This window comes from Xanthomonas sp. AC360 (assembly GCF_979258225.1).
Genome location: NZ_OZ409846.1, coordinates 2,835,382 through 2,856,557 on the forward strand (window position 1 = coordinate 2,835,382; position 21,176 = coordinate 2,856,557).

General features: G+C 64.3%; 16 protein-coding genes and 1 other RNA gene. 13 read left to right on the forward strand and 4 right to left on the reverse strand.

Going from position 1 to position 21,176, the window contains the following annotated elements; translation table 11 throughout:
- Window positions 1-19 precede the first annotated feature (19 nt).
- Window positions 20-1,324 carry a jacalin-like lectin gene (locus tag ACZZ0O_RS12240; protein ID WP_463590884.1) on the forward strand — a complete coding sequence of 435 codons (1,305 nt, stop codon included), beginning with the start codon at window positions 20-22 and terminating at the stop codon, window positions 1,322-1,324.
- Between the two features lie 107 nt (window positions 1,325-1,431).
- On the opposite strand, the gene ACZZ0O_RS12245 is transcribed toward ACZZ0O_RS12240, so the two are convergent.
- Both ACZZ0O_RS12245 and ACZZ0O_RS12250 read right to left on the reverse strand, forming a co-directional pair.
- Window positions 1,432-1,857, reverse strand: a complete 426-nt coding sequence (locus ACZZ0O_RS12245) for a type II toxin-antitoxin system death-on-curing family toxin (protein ID WP_463590885.1) — start codon at window positions 1,855-1,857, stop codon at window positions 1,432-1,434.
- Window positions 1,858-1,866: 9 nt separating this feature from the next.
- Window positions 1,867-2,088 carry an AbrB/MazE/SpoVT family DNA-binding domain-containing protein gene (locus tag ACZZ0O_RS12250; protein WP_463590886.1) on the reverse strand — a complete coding sequence of 74 codons (222 nt, stop codon included), beginning with the start codon at window positions 2,086-2,088 and terminating at the stop codon, window positions 1,867-1,869.
- A gap of 158 nt (window positions 2,089-2,246) precedes the next feature.
- Here ACZZ0O_RS12250 and lexA point away from each other — a divergent pair, with 158 nt between their 5' ends.
- The 5 genes from lexA to ACZZ0O_RS12275 all read left to right on the forward strand — a co-directional run bounded on the left by lexA (window position 2,247) and on the right by ACZZ0O_RS12275 (window position 9,518).
- Complete coding sequence (gene lexA, locus ACZZ0O_RS12255) at window positions 2,247-2,852, forward strand: transcriptional repressor LexA (protein WP_115527288.1); 606 nt, start codon at window positions 2,247-2,249, stop codon at window positions 2,850-2,852.
- 1 nt (window position 2,853) lies between these two features.
- On the forward strand, window positions 2,854-3,504 hold the full coding sequence (gene imuA / locus ACZZ0O_RS12260) for a translesion DNA synthesis-associated protein ImuA (RefSeq protein WP_161964637.1): 651 nt from the start codon (window positions 2,854-2,856) through the stop codon (window positions 3,502-3,504).
- A 9-nt stretch (window positions 3,505-3,513) separates the two neighbouring features.
- The gene (locus ACZZ0O_RS12265) at window positions 3,514-4,932 is read left to right on the forward strand and encodes a Y-family DNA polymerase (protein ID WP_463590887.1); all 1,419 of its coding nucleotides are present in this window, start codon (window positions 3,514-3,516) and stop codon (window positions 4,930-4,932) included.
- 168 nt (window positions 4,933-5,100) lie between these two features.
- On the forward strand, window positions 5,101-8,352 hold the full coding sequence (locus ACZZ0O_RS12270; RefSeq protein ID WP_463590888.1) for an error-prone DNA polymerase: 3,252 nt from the start codon (window positions 5,101-5,103) through the stop codon (window positions 8,350-8,352).
- Between the two features lie 347 nt (window positions 8,353-8,699).
- Window positions 8,700-9,518 (forward strand): HDOD domain-containing protein, encoded by an 819-nt coding sequence (locus ACZZ0O_RS12275; RefSeq protein WP_055846276.1) that lies wholly within the window; start codon window positions 8,700-8,702, stop codon window positions 9,516-9,518.
- A 24-nt stretch (window positions 9,519-9,542) separates the two neighbouring features.
- Here ACZZ0O_RS12275 and ACZZ0O_RS12280 read toward each other — a convergent pair whose 3' ends face one another.
- Window positions 9,543-10,043 carry a DUF3757 domain-containing protein gene (locus ACZZ0O_RS12280; RefSeq protein WP_463590889.1) on the reverse strand — a complete coding sequence of 167 codons (501 nt, stop codon included), beginning with the start codon at window positions 10,041-10,043 and terminating at the stop codon, window positions 9,543-9,545.
- A 91-nt stretch (window positions 10,044-10,134) separates the two neighbouring features.
- Here ACZZ0O_RS12280 and ACZZ0O_RS12285 point away from each other — a divergent pair.
- The 7 genes from ACZZ0O_RS12285 (at window position 10,135) to ACZZ0O_RS12315 (ending at window position 18,771) form a co-directional block, all read left to right on the forward strand.
- Window positions 10,135-10,210, forward strand: a non-coding RNA gene (locus ACZZ0O_RS12285) — sX9 sRNA.
- A gap of 298 nt (window positions 10,211-10,508) precedes the next feature.
- Entirely contained in the window at window positions 10,509-12,479 is a 1,971-nt protein-coding gene (locus tag ACZZ0O_RS12290; protein WP_055845653.1) for an OPT family oligopeptide transporter, read from the forward strand.
- A gap of 598 nt (window positions 12,480-13,077) precedes the next feature.
- Window positions 13,078-13,860 carry a transporter gene (locus ACZZ0O_RS12295; protein ID WP_238155952.1) on the forward strand — a complete coding sequence of 261 codons (783 nt, stop codon included), beginning with the start codon at window positions 13,078-13,080 and terminating at the stop codon, window positions 13,858-13,860.
- A 481-nt stretch (window positions 13,861-14,341) separates the two neighbouring features.
- Window positions 14,342-16,462 (forward strand): dipeptidyl-peptidase 5, encoded by a 2,121-nt coding sequence (locus ACZZ0O_RS12300; RefSeq protein WP_463590890.1) that lies wholly within the window; start codon window positions 14,342-14,344, stop codon window positions 16,460-16,462.
- A 363-nt stretch (window positions 16,463-16,825) separates the two neighbouring features.
- On the forward strand, window positions 16,826-17,311 hold the full coding sequence (locus ACZZ0O_RS12305; RefSeq protein ID WP_115527293.1) for a hypothetical protein: 486 nt from the start codon (window positions 16,826-16,828) through the stop codon (window positions 17,309-17,311).
- Between the two features lie 134 nt (window positions 17,312-17,445).
- Window positions 17,446-18,177 carry an AraC family transcriptional regulator gene (locus ACZZ0O_RS12310; protein WP_115512290.1) on the forward strand — a complete coding sequence of 244 codons (732 nt, stop codon included), beginning with the start codon at window positions 17,446-17,448 and terminating at the stop codon, window positions 18,175-18,177.
- 60 nt (window positions 18,178-18,237) lie between these two features.
- Window positions 18,238-18,771 carry an Imm21 family immunity protein gene (locus ACZZ0O_RS12315; RefSeq protein WP_115512289.1) on the forward strand — a complete coding sequence of 178 codons (534 nt, stop codon included), beginning with the start codon at window positions 18,238-18,240 and terminating at the stop codon, window positions 18,769-18,771.
- A gap of 283 nt (window positions 18,772-19,054) precedes the next feature.
- On the opposite strand, the gene ACZZ0O_RS12320 is transcribed toward ACZZ0O_RS12315, so the two are convergent.
- Complete coding sequence (locus tag ACZZ0O_RS12320) at window positions 19,055-21,160, reverse strand: catalase (RefSeq protein ID WP_463590891.1); 2,106 nt, start codon at window positions 21,158-21,160, stop codon at window positions 19,055-19,057.
- Between the last annotated feature and the right edge of the window lie 16 nt (window positions 21,161-21,176).

Below are 21,176 nucleotides of genomic sequence, written 5' to 3' on the forward strand. Positions count from 1 at the left end.
TTTCTGCAAGAGGTGATCCATGCTCCAGCATTTAGGCACACTCGTCAGTCTCGGAATCGCTCTAAGCCTTGCCTGCGCCAGCACTGCCCAGGCACAAACAACCGTCGGCGTGCTCGACGTACTGACCTACAACGTCGCCGGTCTGCCCGAGGGGCTGTCCAGCGGAACGCCGGCCACCAACACCGCATTGCTGGCACCAAAACTGGCGCCTTACGGCCTGGTCCATGTGCAGGAAGACTTCAACTACCATGCTGCGCTGTACGCAGGCGATGCGCATCCGTATCGCACCGCCACCAGTGGTGGCGCCGCCTTGGGCGACGGGCTCAACACGCTCAGCAACTATCCCTTCAGCGACTTCACGCGGGTCAAGTGGAAGCAGTGCAACGGCACCGACTGCCTGACCCCGAAAGGTTTCAGCTACATGCGCGTCCGCCTGGCCGATGGCGTGTTGCTGGACGTCTACAACGCGCACCCCAATGCCGGTGTCGAAGCGGGCGATCTGTCCGCACGTCGCGCCAATATCGGCCAGCTCTCGCAGTTCATCCAGACCTGGTCGGCCGGTAACGCGGTGTTGGTGATGATGGATTCCAACACGCGCTACACCCGCAGCGACGACAACATCCGCGAACTGATCGCCTCCAACGGGCTCACCGATGCGTGGGTGGAATTGATCAAGGGCAGCGCACCGGCAGCCGGTGCCACGCCGCTGCTCTGCGGTACGCCGCCCACCAATAGCTGCGAGGTGGTCGACAAGATGTTGTACCGCGATGCACCGCAATTGACCCTGGTGGCCAATCGCTATCAGCTCGATGCTGGCGGCTTCTACGACAGCGCCGGCAAGCCCTTGTCCGATCATTACCCGGTGTATACGCAGTTCGGTTGGGCGGTGGGCGATCAACTGCGCACCAGCGATCAGTTCGGTGGCCCGCACGGCATTCCGTTCAACGACCTGGCCGGCAATCCCGGCGCTCGCCGACTCAGTGGCGTGACCTTGCGCGGCGGTGAGCGCCTGGATGGCGTGGGTGTGATCCTGGACAGCGGCAAACTGCTGGCGCATGGCGGCAGTGGCGGGCAGGCAACGACCTTGTCGCTGGGTGCCAACGAAACGCTGTCTTCGGCCACCTTCAGCATGGGCAAGTACAACGACAGCACCCGCGTGTTTTCGCTGAGCCTGCGCACCAACACCGGCCGCAGCGTACAGGTGGGCACCCCGAGCAACGAGCGCTATACGCTGACTGCTCCCAGCGGCTGGCACATCGCCGGTTTCACTGGCCGTGCCGGCGACGAGATCGATCAGTTGGGTGTGGTGTATGCGAAGGATTAGGCGCTGGAGCTAAACCTCATGCAGCTTCATCGTCGGTTCGGTGATAGCTGCAGCGCAGCCATGTTGGCCAAGGATGGCCATTGCGCACATTTTTTCTAGCGTACGCATCACCCATATGTGGCAGCCGATTCGTGCACGCGATCTGGATGCCGCACTTGCAGGCGTGAGCGCAACCACGTGGCGCAGGCTGATTCATCGAGTGAGCCATCGGCCAGACCGATGTAAAAGCCGTAGAGTTCCAGATCATCGGCGACCAAGGTCGCACCATTGAGCACGATGAAGGTTTCGCAGGCAACCGCCGCAGTGCGCTTGTTACCGTCGACAAACGGATGGTTGCGGCCCAATCCGTAGGCAAGACTGGCCGCAAGCGCAGCCAGATCCGGTGGTGGATCGCCGTAGGACTGCAGTTGTCTCGGCCTGGCAAGTGCCGAGTCGAGCAAGGCGTCGTCGCGCACACCGCTTCTGCCGCCGTGTTCGGCCAGTTGACGATCGTGGATGGCCAGGACAAGCGGCCGCTCGATCCAGATGATCATGGGCGAGCCTTATTGCGCTAGTTTGTGCAGTAACGTGCGGCGGTTGCGCATCACTTGCTCGGCCACTTCCATTTGCGCGGCCAGGGTGGGGTCGAAAGCGGTCAGCTTGATGCCGTCGGGCGTTTCCAGCGCATACAGCTCGTCGCCTTTGCCCAGACGCAAACGCGCAAGCAGATCCTTGGGCAGGATGACGCCGGCGGAGTTGCCGATGGCAGTGATCTTGAGTTTCATGGCAGTCCTTTCGCGTTATTACGTAAGTTATAACTCTTTGATCGTACGTTCGCAAGCAGCCGTGCTGAGCGGCTCAGCAACCTGCACCAGCCAATCTCGCCTGCTGCGACCGATAAGTGTACAAATGTACACCTTGTCCCGCACAGTCCTTGTTCTCCATGACGCCCTTGTCCCCCAAACGTGCTGCGGTGCTGGCCTTCCTGCAGCAGCAGGCCCAGGCCGGCGTGTCGCCCAGCCTGGCCGAGATTGCGCAGGCGTTCGGCTTTGCCTCGCGCAATGCCGCGCAAAAGCACGTGCAGGCACTGGCCGAGGCCGGGTTGATCGAATTGCTGCCCAACCAGAAGCGCGGCATCCGCGTGCCAGGCGGGGCCGGGCGCGATGCCTTGCTGGCCTTGCCGGTGCTGGGTCGGGTGGCGGCCGGTGTGCCGATCGGGGCGGATATCGGGCTGGAGCGGCAGCTGTGGCTGGACCGCACGCTGTTTTCGCTGCGTCCGGATTACCTGCTGAAAGTGCAGGGCGACTCGATGATCGACGACGGCATCCTGGATGGCGACCTGGTCGGCGTGCATCGCAGCAACGACGCGCGCGATGGGCAGATCGTGGTGGCGCGGGTGGATGGCGAAATCACCATCAAACGCCTGGAACGCGGCGCCGAGCGCATCCGGCTGCTGCCGCGCAACCGCGCGCATGCGCCGATCGTGGTGGCGGCCGACGCCGACTTCGCGATCGAAGGACTGTACTGCGGCCTGATTCGGCAGGGTTGAGATGAGCGAGCCCGTGCAGCTGCGACACCACGGCAATGCCGCGCTGGCCATGCCGCTGGACGCCTTGCTGGCCGCGCGCACGGTATGGCGTGCCGGCCAGGGCACCGCCACGGCCAATGGCGGCGAATCCACCGGGCATGCTGCATTGGATGCGCTGCTGCCCGATGGCGGCTGGCCGCGGCGGGCGCTCACCGAGTTGCTGTTGCCCGCACATGGCATCGGCGAGATCGCCTTGTTGTTGCCCACGCTGGCGCGGATGACCGGCGCCAGCAGCCGGGTGGTGCTGGTGGCGCCGCCCTTCATCCCGTATGCGCCGGCCTGGCAGGCGGGCGGGGTGGTGCTGGAGCATCTGGAAGTGGTGCAGGCCGAGCCGCGTGAGGCCTTGTGGGCGTTCGAACAATGCCTGCGCAGCGGCGCCTGCGCGGCGGTGTTGGGCTGGCCACAGACCGGCGATGCGCGCGCCTTGCGGCGGCTGCAGGTCGCGGCCGACAGCGGCAATTGCTGCGCGTTCGCGTTGCGCGATCGTCGCCACGCGATCAATGCATCGCCGGCGGCCTTGCGGCTGGAATTTCTGCCCGAGCGCGATGCCTGGCAGGTGCGCAAGTGCCGCGGCGGCCAAGTGCCCTCGCAGCCGTTGCGGCTGGCGCATTGAGGCGCGCGCATGTTGTGGGCCTGCATCTTATTGCCGCAGCTGGCACTGGACGCCGTTCTCCGGCGGCTTGAAGCGCCGCAGGCGCCGCTGGTACTGGTGCAGGGGCCGGCGCAGCTGCGCAGCCTGCATTCGGTCAATGCCGCCGCTGCCGCTGCGGGATTGAAACCGGGCATGCGCCTGTCTGCGGCACACGCCTTGATGGCGCAGGTACGCACGATCGATTACGACGCGCAGAACGAAGCGCGCACGCAACGCTTTCTTGCGGCCTGGGCGTACCGGCACAGTTCGTTGGTGAGCCAGCAATGGTCGCGCGCCATCGTGCTGGAGGCGGGCGCGAGTTTTCGCTTGTTCGGCCCGTGGCCGCGTTTCGAGCGCCGCCTGCGCGATGAGTTGCAGGCATTGGGATTCCAGCACCGGCTTGCGCTGGCACCCACGCCACGCGCGGCGCGCGTGCTGGCCGGGTTGCGCGATGGCATGGTGGTGACCCAATTGCCGGCCTTGCACAGCACCCTCGACAAGGTGCCGGTGCGCCGTGCCGCCTTGCCCGGCGATGCCGGCGAGCGCCTGCAGCATATGGGCGTGCGCACGCTCGCCGCATTACGTGCCTTGCCGCGCGACGGGCTGCAGCGGCGTTTCGGTGCCGGCCTGCTCGATCATCTGGACCGGCTCTACGGCAACGCCGATGACACGCTGGAGTACTACGCCCCTCCGGACCACTTCGACCAACGCGTGGAGCTGGGCTACGAGGTGGAAACCCATCCGGCGTTGCTGTTTCCGCTGCGCAGGTTGATCGGCGATCTGTGCACCTATCTGTCCATTCGCGATGGCGGCGTGCAACGCTTTTTGCTGCGTCTGGAACACGAACAAGGCGCCACCGATGTCGAGATCGGTCTGCTGACACCGGAGCGTGCACCCACGTTGTTGTTCGAGCTGGCCCGCAACCGGCTGGAGCGGGTGGAAATTCCACGGCCGGTGGTGGCGATGCGGCTGTTGGCGCGCCAGCTGCCGCCGTTCGTGCCGGCGATGCGCGACTTGTTCGACCAGCGTGCGCAGCAGTCGGTGGACTGGCCGCAACTGCGCGAACGGCTGCGTGCGCGCCTGGGCGATGAGGCGGTGTATCGCGTGCTGCCGGCCGATGACCCGCGTCCGGAACGCGCCTGGCGCCGCGCCATCGGCGATGCGGTGCGCGAAGCCGCCGCGCCGCCACGTCCGCCGCGGCCCACCTGGTTGCTGCCGCAGCCGGTGCCTTTGCACGATCCGCACCTGCGCATCGTCTCCGGCCCCGAGCGGCTGGAAAGCGGCTGGTGGGACGACGACGAGGCGCGTCGCGATTACTACGTGGTGGAGACCGCACGCGGCCGACGCGGCTGGGTCTTTGCCGCGCCTGGCCATGTCCAAGGCTGGATGCTGCATGGGTGGTTTGCATGATCCGATGCATGTCACTGCCAGAGCGCAGTGTGGGGTGCCCGGCGGGTCATCGCAGCGCTGCCGCAAGCGTCCGATGCAGCATGACGCGAAGGGCTGCTGTAACCCAACGATCTGCCGCGCATTGCAAAGACGCTGCGCTGGCAGCGCGATGGTTGAAGGGATGCGCGCATGAGCTGGGATGACGCTGTCGATGGCGTGGACCGCGACACGCCGGGCGGGCGCATGCCGCGCGCCTGGAATGTCGCAGCACGGCTGCGCGCGGCCAACGACGACATTACCCATGCGCAGCTCGCTGATGGCCTGCCTGCCTATGCCGAGCTGCATTGTCTGTCGGACTTTTCGTTTTTGCGTGGCGCCTCCAGTGCCGAGCAGTTGTTCGTGCGCGCGCAACACTGCGGGTACAGCGCACTGGCCATCACCGACGAATGTTCGCTGGCCGGCATCGTGCGTGGCCTGGAAGCGGCGCGCGCCACCGGCGTGCGGCTGATCGTCGGCAGTGAATTCACCCTCGTCGATGGCACCCGCTTTGTGCTGTTGGTGGAGCATGCGCAGGGCTATCCGCAGTTGTGCAGCTTGATCACCACCGCACGACGCGCGGCGGGCAAGGGCGACTATCGTTTGGGGCGTGCGGAGGTGCAGGCGCAGTTCCGCGATGTTGTGCCTGGTGTCTTTGCGCTGTGGTTGCCTGGCGCGCAGCCGCAGGCAGAGCAGGGCGCCTGGTTGCAGCAGGTGTTCGGCGAGCGCGCGTTTCTGGCGGTGGAACTGCATCGCGAGCAGGACGACGCGGCGCGTCTGCACGCCTTGCAACAGTTGGCGCAGCAACTGGGCATGACCGCGTTGGCCAGCGGCGATGTGCACATGGCGCAGCGCCGCGAGCGCATCGTGCAGGACACCTTGACCGCCATCCGCCACACCACTCCGCTGGCCGAGTGCGGCGCGCATCTGTTCCGCAATGGCGAGCGCCATCTGCGCACGCGGCGCGCCTTGGGCAACATCTATCCGGATGCGTTGTTGCAAGCCACGGTGGAGTTGGCCGCACGCTGCAGCTTCGATATTTCCACCCTCAACTACGCTTATCCGCGCGAACTGGTGCCCGAAGGCCATACGCCCGCCAGTTATCTGCGCCAGCTCACCGAAGCCGGCATGCGTGAGCGGTGGCCGGAGGGAGTGTCGGCCAAGGTGCGCGAAGACATCGAAAAAGAATTGGCGTTGATTGCCAAGAAAAACTACGAAGCGTTTTTTCTTACCGTGCAGGATGTAGTGCGGTTTGCGCGGTCAGAGCACATTCTTTGCCAGGGGCGTGGCTCCTCGGCCAATTCGGCGGTGTGCTATGCGCTGGGGATCACCGCAGTCAATCCCGACGAAACCCGTCTGCTGATGGCGCGCTTCCTTTCCGAAAAACGCGACGAGCCACCGGACATCGATGTCGACTTCGAGCACGAGCGCCGCGAAGAAGTGCTGCAATACGTCTACAGCAAATACGGTCGCGAGCGTGCCGCGCTTGCCGCTACGGTGATCTGCTACCGCGGCAAGAGCGCGGTGCGCGATGTAGCCAAGGCATTCGGCCTGCCACCGGATCAGATCGCCTTGCTGGCCAATTGCTATGGCTGGGGCAATGGCGACACGCCGATGGAACAACGCATCGAAGAGGCCGGTTTCGATCTGGCCAACCCGCTGATCAACAAGATTCTTGCGGTCACCGAGCACCTGCGCGATCACCCGCGTCATCTGTCGCAGCATGTCGGCGGCTTCGTGATTTCCGATGAGCCTTTATCGATGCTGGTGCCTGTGGAAAACGCCGCAATGGCCGACCGCACCATCATCCAGTGGGACAAGGACGATCTGGAAACCATGAAGCTGCTCAAGGTCGATTGCCTGGCGCTGGGCATGCTGACCTGCATCCGCAAGACGCTGGACCTGGTGCGCGGGCAGCGCGGGCGCGATTACAGCATCGCCACGCTACCGGGCGAGGATGCGCCCACCTACAAGATGATCCAGCGCGCCGATACCGTGGGCGTGTTCCAGATCGAATCGCGCGCGCAGATGGCGATGTTGCCGCGGCTCAAGCCTGCGGTGTTCTACGACCTGGTGATCGAAGTGGCGATCGTGCGGCCCGGGCCGATTCAGGGCGATATGGTGCATCCGTATCTGCGTCGGCGACAGGGCCGCGAAGAGGTCAACTATCCCTCGCCGGAAGTGCAAGACATTCTCAAGCCGACCCTCGGCGTGCCGCTGTTCCAGGAGCAGGTGATGGAGCTGCTGATGCATGCGGCCGATTACACCGAAAGCGAAGCCGATAATCTGCGCAGATCGATGGCCGCCTGGCGACGCGGTGGCGACATGGAACAGCATCGCGCGCGGGTGCGCGAGCGCATGCAGGGCAAAGGCTACGCCTCGACCTTCATCGACCAGATCTTCGAACAGATCAAAGGCTTCGGCTCCTACGGGTTTCCGCAAAGTCATGCCGCCTCGTTCGCCAAACTTGTCTATGCCAGTTGTTGGCTCAAACGCCACGAACCGGCTGCATTTGCCTGCGGGCTGCTCAATGCGCAGCCGATGGGGTTTTATTCGGCCAGCCAGATCGTGCAGGACGCACGCCGCGGCAGCCCCGAGCGCGCGCGCGCGGAGGTGTTACCGGTGGATGTGCTGCACAGCGACTGGGACAACACCTTGGTGGGCGGCCGCGCGTGGTGCAGCGATGCCGACCCTGGCGAACAACCGGCGATCCGGCTGGGCATGCGACAGGTCGCTGGCTTATCGGAAGTGGTGGCCAATCGGATTGTCGCCGCACGCACGCAACGCGCCTTCACCGACATCGGCGACCTGTGCCTGCGCGCGACACTCGACGAAAAGGCGCGCCTGGCCTTGGCCGAAGCCGGTGCCTTGCAGAGCCTGGTCGGCAATCGCAATGCCGCGCGCTGGGCGATGGCTGGCGTGGAAGCACGCCGGCCCTTGCTGCCCGGCAGTCCGGAAGAACGCGCGGTGGAGTTCGCAGCGCCACGGATGGGCGAAGAGATCCTGGCCGACTACCGCTCGGTCGGCCTGAGCCTGCGCCTGCATCCGATGGCGCTGCTGCGCCCGCAGATGCAGCAACGGCGCATCCTGGGTCTGCGCGACCTGCAGGGCCGTCGCCACGGCAGCGGCGTGCATGTGGCCGGGCTGGTCACCCAGCGGCAGCGCCCGGCCACTGCCAAGGGCACCATCTTCGTCACCCTCGAAGACGAACACGGCATGATCAACGTCATCGTCTGGTCGCACCTGGCGCTGCGCCGACGCCGTGCATTGCTCGAATCGCGCCTGCTCGCCGTGCGTGGCCGCTGGGAGCGCGTGGACGACGTGGAGCATCTGATTGCCGGCGACGTGTACGACCTCAGCGATCTGCTCGGCGAGATGCAGCTGCCATCGCGCGACTTTCATTAGCGGCGCCGAAGCAAGCACGCAGCGACAACGCAACGATGCGTCATGTCCATGCGCCTGATGCGGCTGCGCGCAGTACAACCGTGCAGCGCCGCGCGCCCGTCACCCCCACTGATTCACAGCCAAACCGCATCCCGACTGGCATCCGCGCAATCGCCTGCGCATCACTGTCGAGTTCGCTGGCGGCGGTGATCACCGCCCGGCGGCGTGCGGGATGCCGCCTCAAGCGCAAAAATCCACACGCATGCATAAATAAGCCCGGCCTCGGTCACCGACAGCCAACCGGTCTGTGCTACACCATGCAGGTCTGCGCAACCGCGCTGGCTTATCCGTTCACCCACGAGGCGATCATGAAGTTGGAGGCGTTGTTCGACCAGTTGCACACCTTGCCCACCGTGCCCAAGGTGGCGCAGGACCTGATCCGTCAATTCGACGATCCGCAAACCGATATCGATGCACTGGCGCACACCATCGAGCGCGATCCGGTGATCGCTGCCAAGGTGTTGCGCCTGGCCAATTCGGCGCGATTCCACGGCTTGCGCGATTCCACCAGCGTGGAAGACGCCGCGATGCGCCTGGGCTTCAACACGCTGCGCACCCTGGTGCTGGCCTCGGCGATGACCGGTGCCTTCCGCGCCGGCCCGGGCTTCGATCTCAAGGCCTTCTGGCGGCACAGTTTCGAGGTGGCCGGCATCTGCCGCCTGCTGGCGCGCCAGCACGGCCTGGACCCGGAAACCGCCTTCACCTGCGGGATGATGCACAACATCGGCGAACTGCTGATCCAGTCCGGCGCACCGGATTACGCCAGTCGCATCAATCACGACACCTCATCGGCCGGCCATGCCGCCGAAGAAACCCTGCAACTGGGCTTCGGCTACCCGGAAGTGGGCGCCGAGCTGGTGCGTCGCTGGCAATTGCCGGTGGTGATCCAGGAAGCCATCGCCTACCAGGTTCGCCCGGCCGCCGCGCCCGAAGGCGCACGGATGCCGTTGCTGGTGGCCCAGGCGGTGCAGGTTTCCGACGCGCTGCACGCGCACGGCGGTGCCACTCCGCAGGCATTGGACGCGCTGCGCGCACCACTGATGGACGGCGTCGACCTGGAGGGCTTGTTCGCCACCTTGCCGGACGTCATCGAAGCCGATCGCGCATTCGCCGAACTGCTGCACTGACGCTAGACAGTGCGTGCCGCTGCGTCATTCCTCCAGACGCAGCGGTTCGAACGCGCAGTCCTCTGCACTCCGAGTGCATGTGTAGAACTGGACCGTTCCTGCTACCGGCGGCTGATCGAGTTGCCAGTGCGTAGGGTGTCTGGGGGTGACGAACAGGTTCCGTTGCATCTGTGGCGTGCGACTGTCGAAATACGCCAGGTCCACTTCCTTGCCGCCGCGCATGGAGTAAGTGCAGTTGACCAGCACGCCCATGCTGGACGCTGTCTCGGGTGACTCGCCGTAATAGAGCACCGAGGCCAAGTGCCGCGGCTTGCCATTGTTGGCTTGTAGTGTGCTGGACCAGGCCCCGCTTCCTGACGCCACCCCGAGTCGTACGTTGGCGCGATAGCGGCCCGCCTCGTAATGCACCTCTGCCGGGTCAGGGCATTGCGCGCCGTGCTCGGCGGGTGGTGTGGCGAATGTGGCGGCTGACGATAACGACAGCAGCATGCCGGCCATCAGGGCGGCGGTCAGTGGATGTTGCATGGTCTGCACCTCTGGTTACATGGCGGTCTTAGAGCAGCTAACAAAACGACTGTGCGGCTGCCAGGCGGGCGTGGCGGGTGCTCGGTGCGGCATGGTCCCCTCGTACACGCCGGTTCCTCCGCGCCGTCCACACCCACCTGACGCCTGCTCGCTACGCGTTGTTAGCCGCTCTTGTGTGTGTATGACGCTTGCCCACGGGCTTTACCCAGCACAGACAAAAAGACTGAACACGGGAACGCGTTCCCCGCAGTGCGCGGCGATGTGACAAGCATGCGTGGTCGTCACGGTCTTGGTGAGGTTTAAAGCGCATTGATGCTGACGTAAACGCACCGATGGAGCCGCACCGGGGTCAACCCGTCGTACCACACGCCATGGCAGTCGCACTGTCACGCCGCGCCGCAGCTGGACTCGCATCGGCGCAGGCGCTAGCGTGGTACGGATTTTTTGCCCACAGGGGAATGCCCAATGAGCCAAGACGCGCAACCGCGCCAGCTCACCTTCCGCGCCATCGTGCTGGCCATCGTGCTGGCGGTGGTGCTTTCGGCCGCCAACGCCTACCTCGGCCTGTTTGCCGGTTTGACCATCGCCACGGCCATCCCGGCAGCGGTGGTGTCGATGGGCGTGCTGCGCTTGTTGGGCGGCGGCACCATTCTGGAGAACAACATCGTCCAGACCGGCGCCTCGGCCGGTTCGTCGATCGCCGCCGGGGTGATCTTCACCATCCCCGCGCTGGTGATCATGGGCTACTGGCCGGACTTCAAATACTGGTGGGTGCTGGGCATCGCCGGCATGGGCGGGCTGCTGGGCGTGCTGTTCTCGGTGCCGCTGCGGCGCTCGATGATCGTCGAAGACCCGCTGCCGTTCCCCGAAGGCAAGGCCGCCGCCGAAGTGCTCAAGGCCGGTGAAAACCCCGGCCCGGGCCTGAAGATCCTGGCCGCCTCCGGTGCCATCGGCGCGCTGGTCAAACTCGCTGCCGCCAGCGGCTTGCGGGTGATCCCGGACACCTGGGCACAGGCCACCTACCTGGGCAGCAGCCGCCTGGTGGGGTATCTGGGCACCAACCTGTCGCCGGCATTGCTGGGCGTGGGCTACATCGTCGGCTTGAACGTCGGCATCGTGGTGTTGTCCGGTTCGATCCTGTCCTGGCACATCGCCATCCCGCTGTATCAGCAGTTCTTCATGGGCTCGGACCCGGCCCTGGCGCAGAGCCTGGTCGGTGCGCCAGCGGCCGATGCGGCCTTCGGCATCTGGGGCGCGAAGATCCGCTACCTCGGCGTCGGTGCGATGCTGATCGGCGGCGTGTGGACCTTGTTCTCGCTGCGCAAATCGCTGTTTTCCGGCGTCAAGAGCGGCTTTGCCGCCGCGCGCAAGAGCGGGGGCGGCGTGGTCGCCGAAACCGAGCGCGATCTGCCGATGAAGTGGATGCTGGTGGCGCTGGTGCTGTGCACCTTGCCGCTGCTTGGCCTGTATCAGGCCATCGTGCAGCAGTGGCATGTGTCGATCCCGATGACCATCATCATGATCGTGGCCGGCTTTTTGTTCGTCTCGGTGTCAGGGTATCTGGCCGGCTTGATCGGCTCGTCCAACAACCCGGTGTCGGGCATCACCATCTCCACCATCCTGTTCGCCTCGGCGGTGCTGGTGCTGTTGCTGGGTAAGGACGGGCTGGTGCCGGTGGGCATCGGCGCCGCACCGCTGGGCGCGGTGGCGGCCATCATGATCGGTGCGGTGGTGTGCTGCGCGGCGGCGGTGGGCGGCGACAACCTGCAGGATCTCAAGGCCGGTTATCTGGTCGGCGCCACGCCGTGGAAGCAGCAGCTGATGCTCGGCATCGGTGCGTTCTCGTGTGCGTTGATCATGGCGCCGGTACTGAACTTGCTGGCGCAGGCGTATGGCATCGGCCCGGCCACTCCGCAGCACCCCAACTCGCTGGGCGCGCCGCAGGCCACCTTGATGGCCTCGGTCGCCAAGGGCCTGTTCGGCGGCCAGTTGCCGTGGACCATGATCGCCATCGGAGCGGTGGTGGGCGCGGCGATCATCGCATTGGACGAATGGTTGAAGGCCACCGGCAAGCGCTTCCGCGTGCCGGTGCTGGCCGCGGCGATCGGTATCTACCTGCCGCTGGAGCTGATGGTGCCGATCTTCATCGGTGGCCTGATCGCGCATCTGGTCGAGCGCTTCCACAACATCCGCGCCGATGACGAAGACGGCCGCGACCGGGTGCATCGTCCGGGCGTGCTGTTTGCCGCCGGCCTGATCACCGGCGAAGCGCTGATGGGCATCGCCATCGCGGTGCCGATCGTGCTGTCCAGCCGCGCCGATGTGCTGGCACTGCCAGCTGCCTTGCAGCTCAATCAGTGGGTTGGCCTGGCCATCCTCGCTGTGGTCGGCTGGCTGCTGTATCGCGTCGGCAAGCGCGGCGAACAGGCGGCCTGAGCCTGGCGACAGACACGGCGCATGCGATGCATGCGCCGTTCTGGCAGGCGCGCAAGGCGACCTGCCCGCAGCGCACGCCGCTGCCATCTGCACCATCCCCACGCATCGCCGCTGCAGACCCCGTCGACCGTCCGTGACGGTACTTCTTTGTCTGCAGCCCGTCTTTGCGCCGGCTTTATGCCCGGTCCAGCGCTCATGCATAGCGTCTTTATGCCGCCGCTCCGTATCGTTCCGTCTCCCGCACGGATGATGCGTTACGGCTGCCGCATGCCTCGATCGACCCCGCTGATCTCCGCGCCCTAGGCCATCGCGCCGCCGCTGCTGCCGACAAAAACGTTAGCCCAATCACACTGCGCCGCTTCCAAAGTGCGGTTGCGGTCGCTTTTTGTCTGGCGAGCTCGACAGTTCGATAGGATCGAGCAGACGCCGATGTTTCAGCGTCATGCAGTCGATCCACCTCTCCACGCGCATTCCCCCTCCCTCACTGCTGGCCTGTCGTGTCATCGGCCCAGCGCTCTGCCATGGAGTTACTGCAATGCTGACTGTTATTCCCCGTTTCCCGTCCCGTGTACGGCGCATCTCTTTTCTGACCATCGCCATGGCCGGCGTGCTGTGCGGCCTGGCGACGCAAGCGCAGGCACAAGACGCCACCGAAGCGGCGCTGTGCACCGATCGGCCGACCAAGGCCAATTCCACCTGTACCGTGCCGACCGGCGCCTGGCAGCTGGAAACCGACATCGGTAGCTACACCCGCGACAGCCAGCCCGGCACACGCATCGAAACTTCGGTGTTCACCAATCCCACGCTCAAATACGGCGTCAGCGACCGCATCGATCTGCAGCTCAACTGGGCGCCGCAGCTGCAGGTCAAAACCACCGATCGCGCTACCGGCGCACGCAGCAGCCTGAGCGGCGGTGGCGACATCTATCTGCGCATGAAGGCGCGTTTCTACGAAAGCGACACCGCCACCGTCGCGGTGCTGCCGTTCGTCAAGGCGCCGACCGCGCGCACCGGTCTGGGCAATGACGAGTGGGAAGGCGGCGTCGCGTTGCCGATCAATTTCGTATTGCCTAATAGTTTCTCGCTGACCTTCGGCCCGGAGGTGGATTGGCTGGCCGACAGCGATGGCAGCGGCAAGCATGTCGCCATCGTCAATGCGATCAACCTGGCCCGCCCGCTGACGCCGAAGTTGTCGATGGCAGTGGAAGTATGGTCTTCGATCAATCGCGACCCGGCCGAGACCATCGAACAGTATTCGGCCGATATCGCGGCTGCGTATCTGATCAATCCGCTATTGCAACTGGACGTGGGTGCCAACTTCGGGCTCAACGACCGTACCCCGGACGCGCAGGTGTATGTGGGCATGGCACACCGCTTCTGAGTCGTGTGGTGAGCCAAGGGCAGGGTGTGCATGCCGTACATGCACACCCCGCTTTGTAGAGAATGGTCAAGGTTGCGAGGCGCCAGGTCGACTGGTGCCTCGCAACGTCCGTCCGCGACACACCAAGCGTGGCGGATACGTGAGCAACGCTGAGCTGCTGTCGCCGCATGGGAAGCTTGCCTCGGCGTAGCGACGACCGGTGGGCACACTGTTGCAATCATCTGTCCAACACAGCGCGCGTTCCTCAAGCGGACCTGGGCGGTGTGATCGGCCTTGCTGGCCGCATGAGCCATGCCGCCACACGCGCCGGCCATCCGCGTTCGACAGTGCGTACCTCAGGTTCTGGTCGCCGCATTTAGGCGCGCCATTCCATCCACGAGGCGACGCCCACGCAACTGCGCAGGCAGGCGCAAGCGCAAGCCTTTGCGCGTGCGCTGCAGCAACGCCTACCATCGACGTTTTGCCGTTGCAGGAACTCTCGATGAAGCTGCGTCACGCCGTGCTGCCCCTGTGTCTGTTGGCCGCCTTGCCAACCCTTGCCGCCGCGCGCGGTTTCGATGTGCGCGACATGGTCGCGCTGGATCGGGTGTCCTCGCCCACGCTCAGCCCCGATGGCGGCGTGGTGATCTTCGCCAAGCGCCAGGCCAAGACCGCCAATGGCAAGCCGGCCACCGGCCTGTGGGTGCGCAACCTGCGTACCCGCGATTTGTCGCCGCCCAAGCGGCTCACCCCGGAAGGCTGGAACGTCAACAGCCCGGCGCTGTCGCCCGATGGCAAAACGGTGTACTTCCTCAGCAGCAAATCCGGTATCCAGCAGCTGTACGCGCAGCCGCTGGCCGGCGGCACTCCGCAGCAGCTCACTGCGTTCGCGGTGGACCTGGACAGCTACAAGCTCTCGCCAGACGGCAAGCGCATCGCCTTCAGTGCGGGCGTGTTTCAGGACTGCGGGTCGGACCTGGACTGCACCAAGAAAAAGCTCGCCAGCGTGAAGAATGCCAAGGCCAGCGGCGTGGTGTACGACCAGCTGTTCGTGCGCCATTGGGACACCTGGAACGATGGCCGTCGCAACACCTTGTTCGTCTCCGAGCTGCCCGCAACCGGCGCCAAACCGGTAGTCGGCGCCTCGGCGATCAGTGCCACGCTGGCCGGCGATGCGCCGTCCAAGCCGTTCGGTGGCAACGACGATTACACCTGGTCGCCAGACGGTGCCAGCGTGGTCGCCAGTGTGCGTATCCCGCAACCGCATGGCCCAGAGGCCGGTAAGAACGCCAAGGCCGCCACCAAGCCGACCGGCAACGACGAGCCGTGGCAGACCAACTTCGACCTGTATCGCCTGGATGCGGCCGGCAAAACCGCGCCGGTCAATCTGACCGCCGCCAACCCGGCCTGGGATGCCGGCCCGGTGTTCAGTGCCGATGGCAAGACGCTGTACTACCGCGCGATGAAACGCCCCGGCTTTGAGGCCGACCGCTTCGGCCTGATGGCGATGGACGTGGCCAGCGGCAAGACGCGCGAGATTGCGCCGAAGTGGGATCGCTCGGCCGGCGAAATCGTGCTGGGCGATAACGGCAGCAGCATCTACACCAGTGCCGACGACCTGGGCGAACACCCGCTGTTCAAGATCGACATCGCCAGCGGCGACGCGACCAAGCTGGTGGGCGAGGGCAGCGTGCATGCACCGACGCTGGCTGGCAGCACGCTGGCATTTACCCGCAACTCGCTCAAGAGCGGCGATCAGATCTTCGTCAGCGATGTGCAGGGCCAGAACCTGCGTGCCATCACCCAGACCGCTGGCGAGCAACTGCCCGACGTGCAGTTTGGCGATTACGAGCAGTTCCAGTTCAAGGGCTGGAACAACGACACCGTGCACGGCTATGTGGTCAAGCCGTACAACTATCAGGAAGGCAAGACCTACCCGGTGGCGTTCCTGATCCACGGCGGCCCGCAGGGTAGCTTCGGCAATGGCTGGAGCAACCGCTGGAACCCGCAGACCTACGCCGGCCAGGGCTATGCGGTGGTGATGATCGACTTCCACGGCTCCACCGGTTACGGCCAGGAATTTACCGATGCGATCAGCCAGCATTGGGGCGACCGACCGCTGGAAGATCTGCAAAAAGGCTGGACTGCCGCGCAGAAGCAGTACGGCTTCCTCAACGGCGACAAGGCCTGTGCGCTAGGTGCCAGCTATGGCGGCTACATGGTCTATTGGATGGCAGGCAACTGGAATCAGCCGTGGAAATGCCTGGTCGATCACGACGGCGTATTCGACAACCGCACCATGGGCTACGCCACCGAAGAGTTGTGGTTTTCCGAGTGGGAAAACGGCGGCACGCCATGGCAGAACCCGGCCGGCTACGAGAAGTTCAATCCGGTGCTGCACGTGGACAAGTGGAAGGTGCCGATGCTGGTAATCCATGGCCAGCAGGACTTCCGCATCCCGGTCGAACAAGGCCTGGCTGCCTTCACCGCGCTACAGCGCAAGGGTATCGATTCCAAGTTCCTGTACTTCCCGGACGAGAACCACTGGGTGCTCAAGCCGGACAACAGCATCCTGTGGCACGACACCGTCAACGGCTGGTTGAAGCAGCATATCGGGCAGTGATGCATTAGAAAAAACGGCACGCCGCCTTGCAGCGGCGTGCCGTTTTTTTGTGTGGCGTTCTTCGGTCGGCAGCAGGCGCGTGCTGAGGGCGATCGAAGATTCGGCAACTGCACATCGCGCGGAGACGCATGGTGTTGCGCAAGCCAGCTGGAAATACGCGTTGTTGTCGCGCTCGCTCAAGTAACCGGGGTGTGCCGCCGATAACCACGTAGTCGAGTGCGCTTGCGGTGTGCCGTTGGATAACCGGCGATGAAATGGCGGCTGATCGGGCGCCGACATCATCGCCCGGGCGTCATGTCGACGTGTCAAAATAGCGCTTCTTTAACTTTCCCAATCCCTGCCAGGATCGCAAGGATCTTTCGCATGCGCACGTTCGTCCGCCCGGCCTTGCTAGGGCTTGCCCTCATTTTCAGCCCTGCCTGGAGCGCCGCACCGCGGCCCACGGCGGCTGTGCCTGCACGTGCGCCGGTGGCCACTGCGCCTGTGACTGCCAGCGCGACAGACGCCGCCAATAGCGAGCTGTTGGTGCCGTTGCCGGCGACCCTCAAGCCGGGCATGAGCTATCGCGCGTTTTCGCAGGCGATTGCCGAGCAGGGCTGGCAGCCGGTCGACCCGCTGGCAGCGGACAGCTGCATGGCCGCAGGCGATTGCGAAATCGAATTCGTGGCGCCCACAGCCGGTGCGCGTCTGCGCGTACAGGTGGGGTCGCAATCGGGTGCGGCAGTGGTGCAGACCTGGGCAGCGCGGCGCACGCCGGCCGATCGCATGGGCGCCACCAGTGCTTCCATCGACGCTCCCAAGGACGGCCGGGCTGCAGTCACCGCTACCGTGGCCGAACAGCCGCGCTGAGCGCTTGCAAGCCGAGCGACAGGCGCGGCGTATCATGACGTTGCGCACCGGTGGTGTGTGCAGACGCTGATGCGTCACTGCACCGCTGCGCCTCTCTTGGCCCCGAGTCCCTCGCACTGCATGAATCCTCTCGCATGAAGAGCATCGATCCTGCCGATCTGGAAGCGTTGTTCGATGCCGTGCCGGACGTGCTGTTTTTCGTCAAGGACCGCGAGGGTCGCTACACCCACGTCAACCAGACCATGCTGCGGCGCCTGGGCCTGAAATCGCGCAAGGAACTGATCGGCAAGCGTGTCGCCGAGGTCTACCCGAGCGGTCTTGGCGCCAACTACGCCAATCAGGACGAACAGGTGCTGGCCGGTGAGGTGATCGACAACCTGCTGGAACTGCATCTGTTCGCCAACCGCGAGCCGGGCTGGTGCCTCACCTGCAAACGTCCGCTGCTGGTCGACGGCAAGGTACAGGGCATCATCGGTATCTCGCGCGATCTCGGCCCGCAGGACGGGCACGAATCTCAGTACGAAAAACTCAGGCTTGCGCTGGCGTACCTCAACGCCAATTACGCGCAAAACGTGCGCATGCAGGCATTGGTGGAGATCACCGGGTTTTCGATGTCCAAGCTGCAACGCTCGTTTCGCAAGGTGTTCCAGCTCACGCCGCAGCAGGTGCTGGCCAAGTTGCGTTTGCAGATGGCCATGCATTTGCTGCACGGGAAAAAGAGCCTGACCGAAATCGGCCATGCCTGCGGCTTCAGCGATCAGAGCGCGTTTGCGCGACAGTTCAAGCAAGCGGTGGGTATGACGCCTCGCGAGTACCGCGCGCTGGCGACTGCGCAGCAACACGTGCCGCTGCCTGCGATCGACTGACGGCCCCCCCCCGCCGTCGCGCGCCGGTGTGCCTGTTTTCATGTGCTATCGAGACAAGAGATGACACAGCTACGATGGATTGAATCAGGTGGTGGGCCGCTTGTTCTGCTGCATGCGGTGGATTTGCCAGACTGGTCGGGAATTGAGCCCTCCCTGTGCGATAGCGGCACAACCGACTACGCGCGTGCGTGTGCGATCGATGACGAACTTGGTCTGGTGACAGCCGGTCCCGGGTGCGCGCTGGTGTTGGGCGATGAGCCTGATCGGACGTCGCTGATCGAACGCGATGAGGCGGTGTTCATTGTCCGATGGCGCTGGGCGCCGTCGGAAGATGCCTTGCTGTCGGCGTTGCGCAATGCTTTGCATACGCTTGAATTCGCTGCGGCAGGTATTTTTTCGACGCGTCCTGGCATGCACCTTCTGTTCGATTCGGCGGCACCTGGTGCGCACGTGGATGCGCACAGGTCTGAATCAATGGTGGTCACGCTGGCGACGCCGCGGCTTTCACTTGCAAGCGCGTTCTTTCAGCCATCTTCGAAGATCTGCGCTTTGATTCATCGCCTCGCGCCTGATAGCTCTGGTACATCTGGCTGAGGTCGATCGGGATGCTTGCTGCAACTGAGGATTACTGATCGTTCTCAGGTTGTAGATCCCACGTTGACCCACTCAAAAAACGAACTTCCAGCAGTCCTAGTGGTTGCTTGACGGTCGGGTGCCGCATCGAAATGCATCGCACTTTCTAGCGGCCGTCATCGTTGTTCGAACACTCTCTACCGACTAACGAAACAGCGATAGACGTTTCTCTGCATGACGCCCTGGGCGCGAACGATGTCGGTAACGTCGCTCGCGTCCAGGGTCTCTGTTTGCGCTTGCGCGCTTACGCCAACATGCGCACCTTCGGCTCGCGTGCCCACTGGCGGGTTTTTGCTGCGGCGATGAAGGCCTTGGTATCGGCTGCGTGGACAATGCCTGCATCCTTGCCGACATTGCCTGCCTTGAGCAGCAGTTGCGCGCCGTCGTCGAAGGCAATTGCTTTCAGATGCGCCCAGGCATTGCTGACGAAGTCCAGTGCTGCAGATTCGTTGGTCAGCAATTTTGCCGCTTCCGACGACAGCAGCACGGCCACGGCATCGAACACGATCGATGGCGTGCCGGCCAGCTGGCCATCGGCGGCCAATTGCTTGCCATCGCTGAGCTTGGCGCCACCGCGTTTGGGTGCGACGATTTTTACTGTGGCGCCGGCTGCTTCGGCAGCCTTGCGCACGGCCTTGATCGCTGCTGCATCCGAGCCGTCATGGATCAGAATGCCCACCGTGCGCCCCTGCAAGGTGTCCTTCATCTTGCCGATCAATTGCAGTGCTGGCGACAACGGCATGTCGGTGGGCGCAACCGCTGCCGGAGGTGCGGGCGGCAGTTTGCTCATGCCCATGCCGTCAGCCACGCGCTGCGCCAGTGCCGGGTCGACATGACGCAGATGACCCACGATGGCCTCGCGCACGTGCGCGGTGTCGACCTTGGACAGTTCAAACACCAGCGCCGATGCCAGATGCGCCTGTTCCGGTGCGCTCTGGCTGCGGTAGAACAAGCGTGCCTGGCTGTAATGATCGGCAAAACTCTCTGCGCGCACGCGGCCCTTTGCGCCATCTTCGGCAGGCGTTGCATGGCTGGGGAATCCACGCGGCGCTTCGCGCGGTGCATCGGCCTGCAGCGAACTGGGTTCGTAGGCGACGCGGCCCTTCGGCACACCCATCTGCATATGCCCATCGCGCTGATTGTTGGCGAACGGACACTTGGGTGCGTTGATCGGGATCTGATGGAAATTCGGCCCGCCCAGACGGCTCAGCTGCGTATCCAGGTACGAGAACAGACGTCCTTGCAGTAGCGGGTCGTTGCTGAAATCGATGCCCGGAACGACGTTGGCTGGGCAATACGCCACTTGTTCGGTTTCGGCAAAGAAATTGTCCGGCCAGCGGTCCAGCACCATGCGGCCGACGATCTGCAGCGGCACCAGTTCTTCCGGAATGACCTTGGTCGAATCCAGATGGTCGAACGGAAACGCTTCGGCCTCCGCTTCGGTAAACAGCTGCACGCCAAGCTCCCACTCGGGGAAGTCGCCGTTTTGAATCGACTCGAACAGATCGCGCCGTTGAAAATCCGGGTCGGCACCGGCCAGCTTCACGGCCTCGTCCCAGATGGTCGATTGCAGGCCCAGCTTCGGGCGCCAGTGAAATTTGACGAAGGTGCTGTCGCCGGACGCGTTGAGGAAGCGGAAGCTGTGAATGCCGAAGCCTTCGATCATGCGCAGCGAGCGTGGGATGGTGCGGTCGCTCATCGCCCACATGATCATGTGCATCGATTCGGGGGTGAGCGAAATGAAATCCCAGAACGTGTCATGTGCGCTGGCAGCCTGCGGAAAGCCGCGGTCCGGCTCCATCTTCACCGCATGGATCAGGTCCGGGAACTTCATCGCGTCCTGGATGAAGAACACCGGGATGTTGTTGCCCACAAGATCCCAGTTGCCTTCCTTGGTGTAGAATTTCACCGCAAACCCACGCACATCGCGCGGCGTGTCCACCGAGCCGGCACCGCCTGCAACGGTGGAAAAGCGCGTAAACAACGGCGTCTTTTCGCCCACTTCGGTGAAGATCTTGGCGGTGGTGTACTGACTCAGCGATTTGGTCAACTCGAAGTAGCCATGCGCGGCGCTGCCGCGTGCATGCACGATGCGCTCGGGGATGCGCTCGTGATCGAAGTGGGTGATCTTCTCGCGCAGGATGAAGTCTTCCAGCAACGTCGGTCCGCGCGGCGTGGCGCGTAGCGAGTTCTGGTTGTCGCCAACTGGGATGCCCTGGTTGGTAGTCAATTGCGGATGCGAGCCGCCGGCTTTCTGATGCAGTTCGTCGCCAGTGCCGCGCAGTTCCTGCGCGCTGGCGGAACTGCCGACAGAAGGAACCTGTGCGGCTTTACTTGGGGACTTTGCCATGGGGGACTCCACGTTG

Coding starts and splice junctions, on each gene's coding strand:
- ACZZ0O_RS12240 (WP_463590884.1), top strand. CDS start 20: ATGCTCCAGCATTTAGGCACACTCGTCAGTCTCGGAATCGCTCTAAGC.
- ACZZ0O_RS12245 (WP_463590885.1), bottom strand. CDS start 1,857: ATGATCATCTGGATCGAGCGGCCGCTTGTCCTGGCCATCCACGATCGT.
- ACZZ0O_RS12250 (WP_463590886.1), bottom strand. CDS start 2,088: ATGAAACTCAAGATCACTGCCATCGGCAACTCCGCCGGCGTCATCCTG.
- lexA (WP_115527288.1), top strand. CDS start 2,247: ATGACGCCCTTGTCCCCCAAACGTGCTGCGGTGCTGGCCTTCCTGCAG.
- imuA (WP_161964637.1), top strand. CDS start 2,854: ATGAGCGAGCCCGTGCAGCTGCGACACCACGGCAATGCCGCGCTGGCC.
- ACZZ0O_RS12265 (WP_463590887.1), top strand. CDS start 3,514: ATGTTGTGGGCCTGCATCTTATTGCCGCAGCTGGCACTGGACGCCGTT.
- ACZZ0O_RS12270 (WP_463590888.1), top strand. CDS start 5,101: ATGAGCTGGGATGACGCTGTCGATGGCGTGGACCGCGACACGCCGGGC.
- ACZZ0O_RS12275 (WP_055846276.1), top strand. CDS start 8,700: ATGAAGTTGGAGGCGTTGTTCGACCAGTTGCACACCTTGCCCACCGTG.
- ACZZ0O_RS12280 (WP_463590889.1), bottom strand. CDS start 10,043: ATGCAACATCCACTGACCGCCGCCCTGATGGCCGGCATGCTGCTGTCG.
- ACZZ0O_RS12290 (WP_055845653.1), top strand. CDS start 10,509: ATGAGCCAAGACGCGCAACCGCGCCAGCTCACCTTCCGCGCCATCGTG.
- ACZZ0O_RS12295 (WP_238155952.1), top strand. CDS start 13,078: ATGGCCGGCGTGCTGTGCGGCCTGGCGACGCAAGCGCAGGCACAAGAC.
- ACZZ0O_RS12300 (WP_463590890.1), top strand. CDS start 14,342: ATGAAGCTGCGTCACGCCGTGCTGCCCCTGTGTCTGTTGGCCGCCTTG.
- ACZZ0O_RS12305 (WP_115527293.1), top strand. CDS start 16,826: ATGCGCACGTTCGTCCGCCCGGCCTTGCTAGGGCTTGCCCTCATTTTC.
- ACZZ0O_RS12310 (WP_115512290.1), top strand. CDS start 17,446: ATGAAGAGCATCGATCCTGCCGATCTGGAAGCGTTGTTCGATGCCGTG.
- ACZZ0O_RS12315 (WP_115512289.1), top strand. CDS start 18,238: ATGACACAGCTACGATGGATTGAATCAGGTGGTGGGCCGCTTGTTCTG.
- ACZZ0O_RS12320 (WP_463590891.1), bottom strand. CDS start 21,160: ATGGCAAAGTCCCCAAGTAAAGCCGCACAGGTTCCTTCTGTCGGCAGT.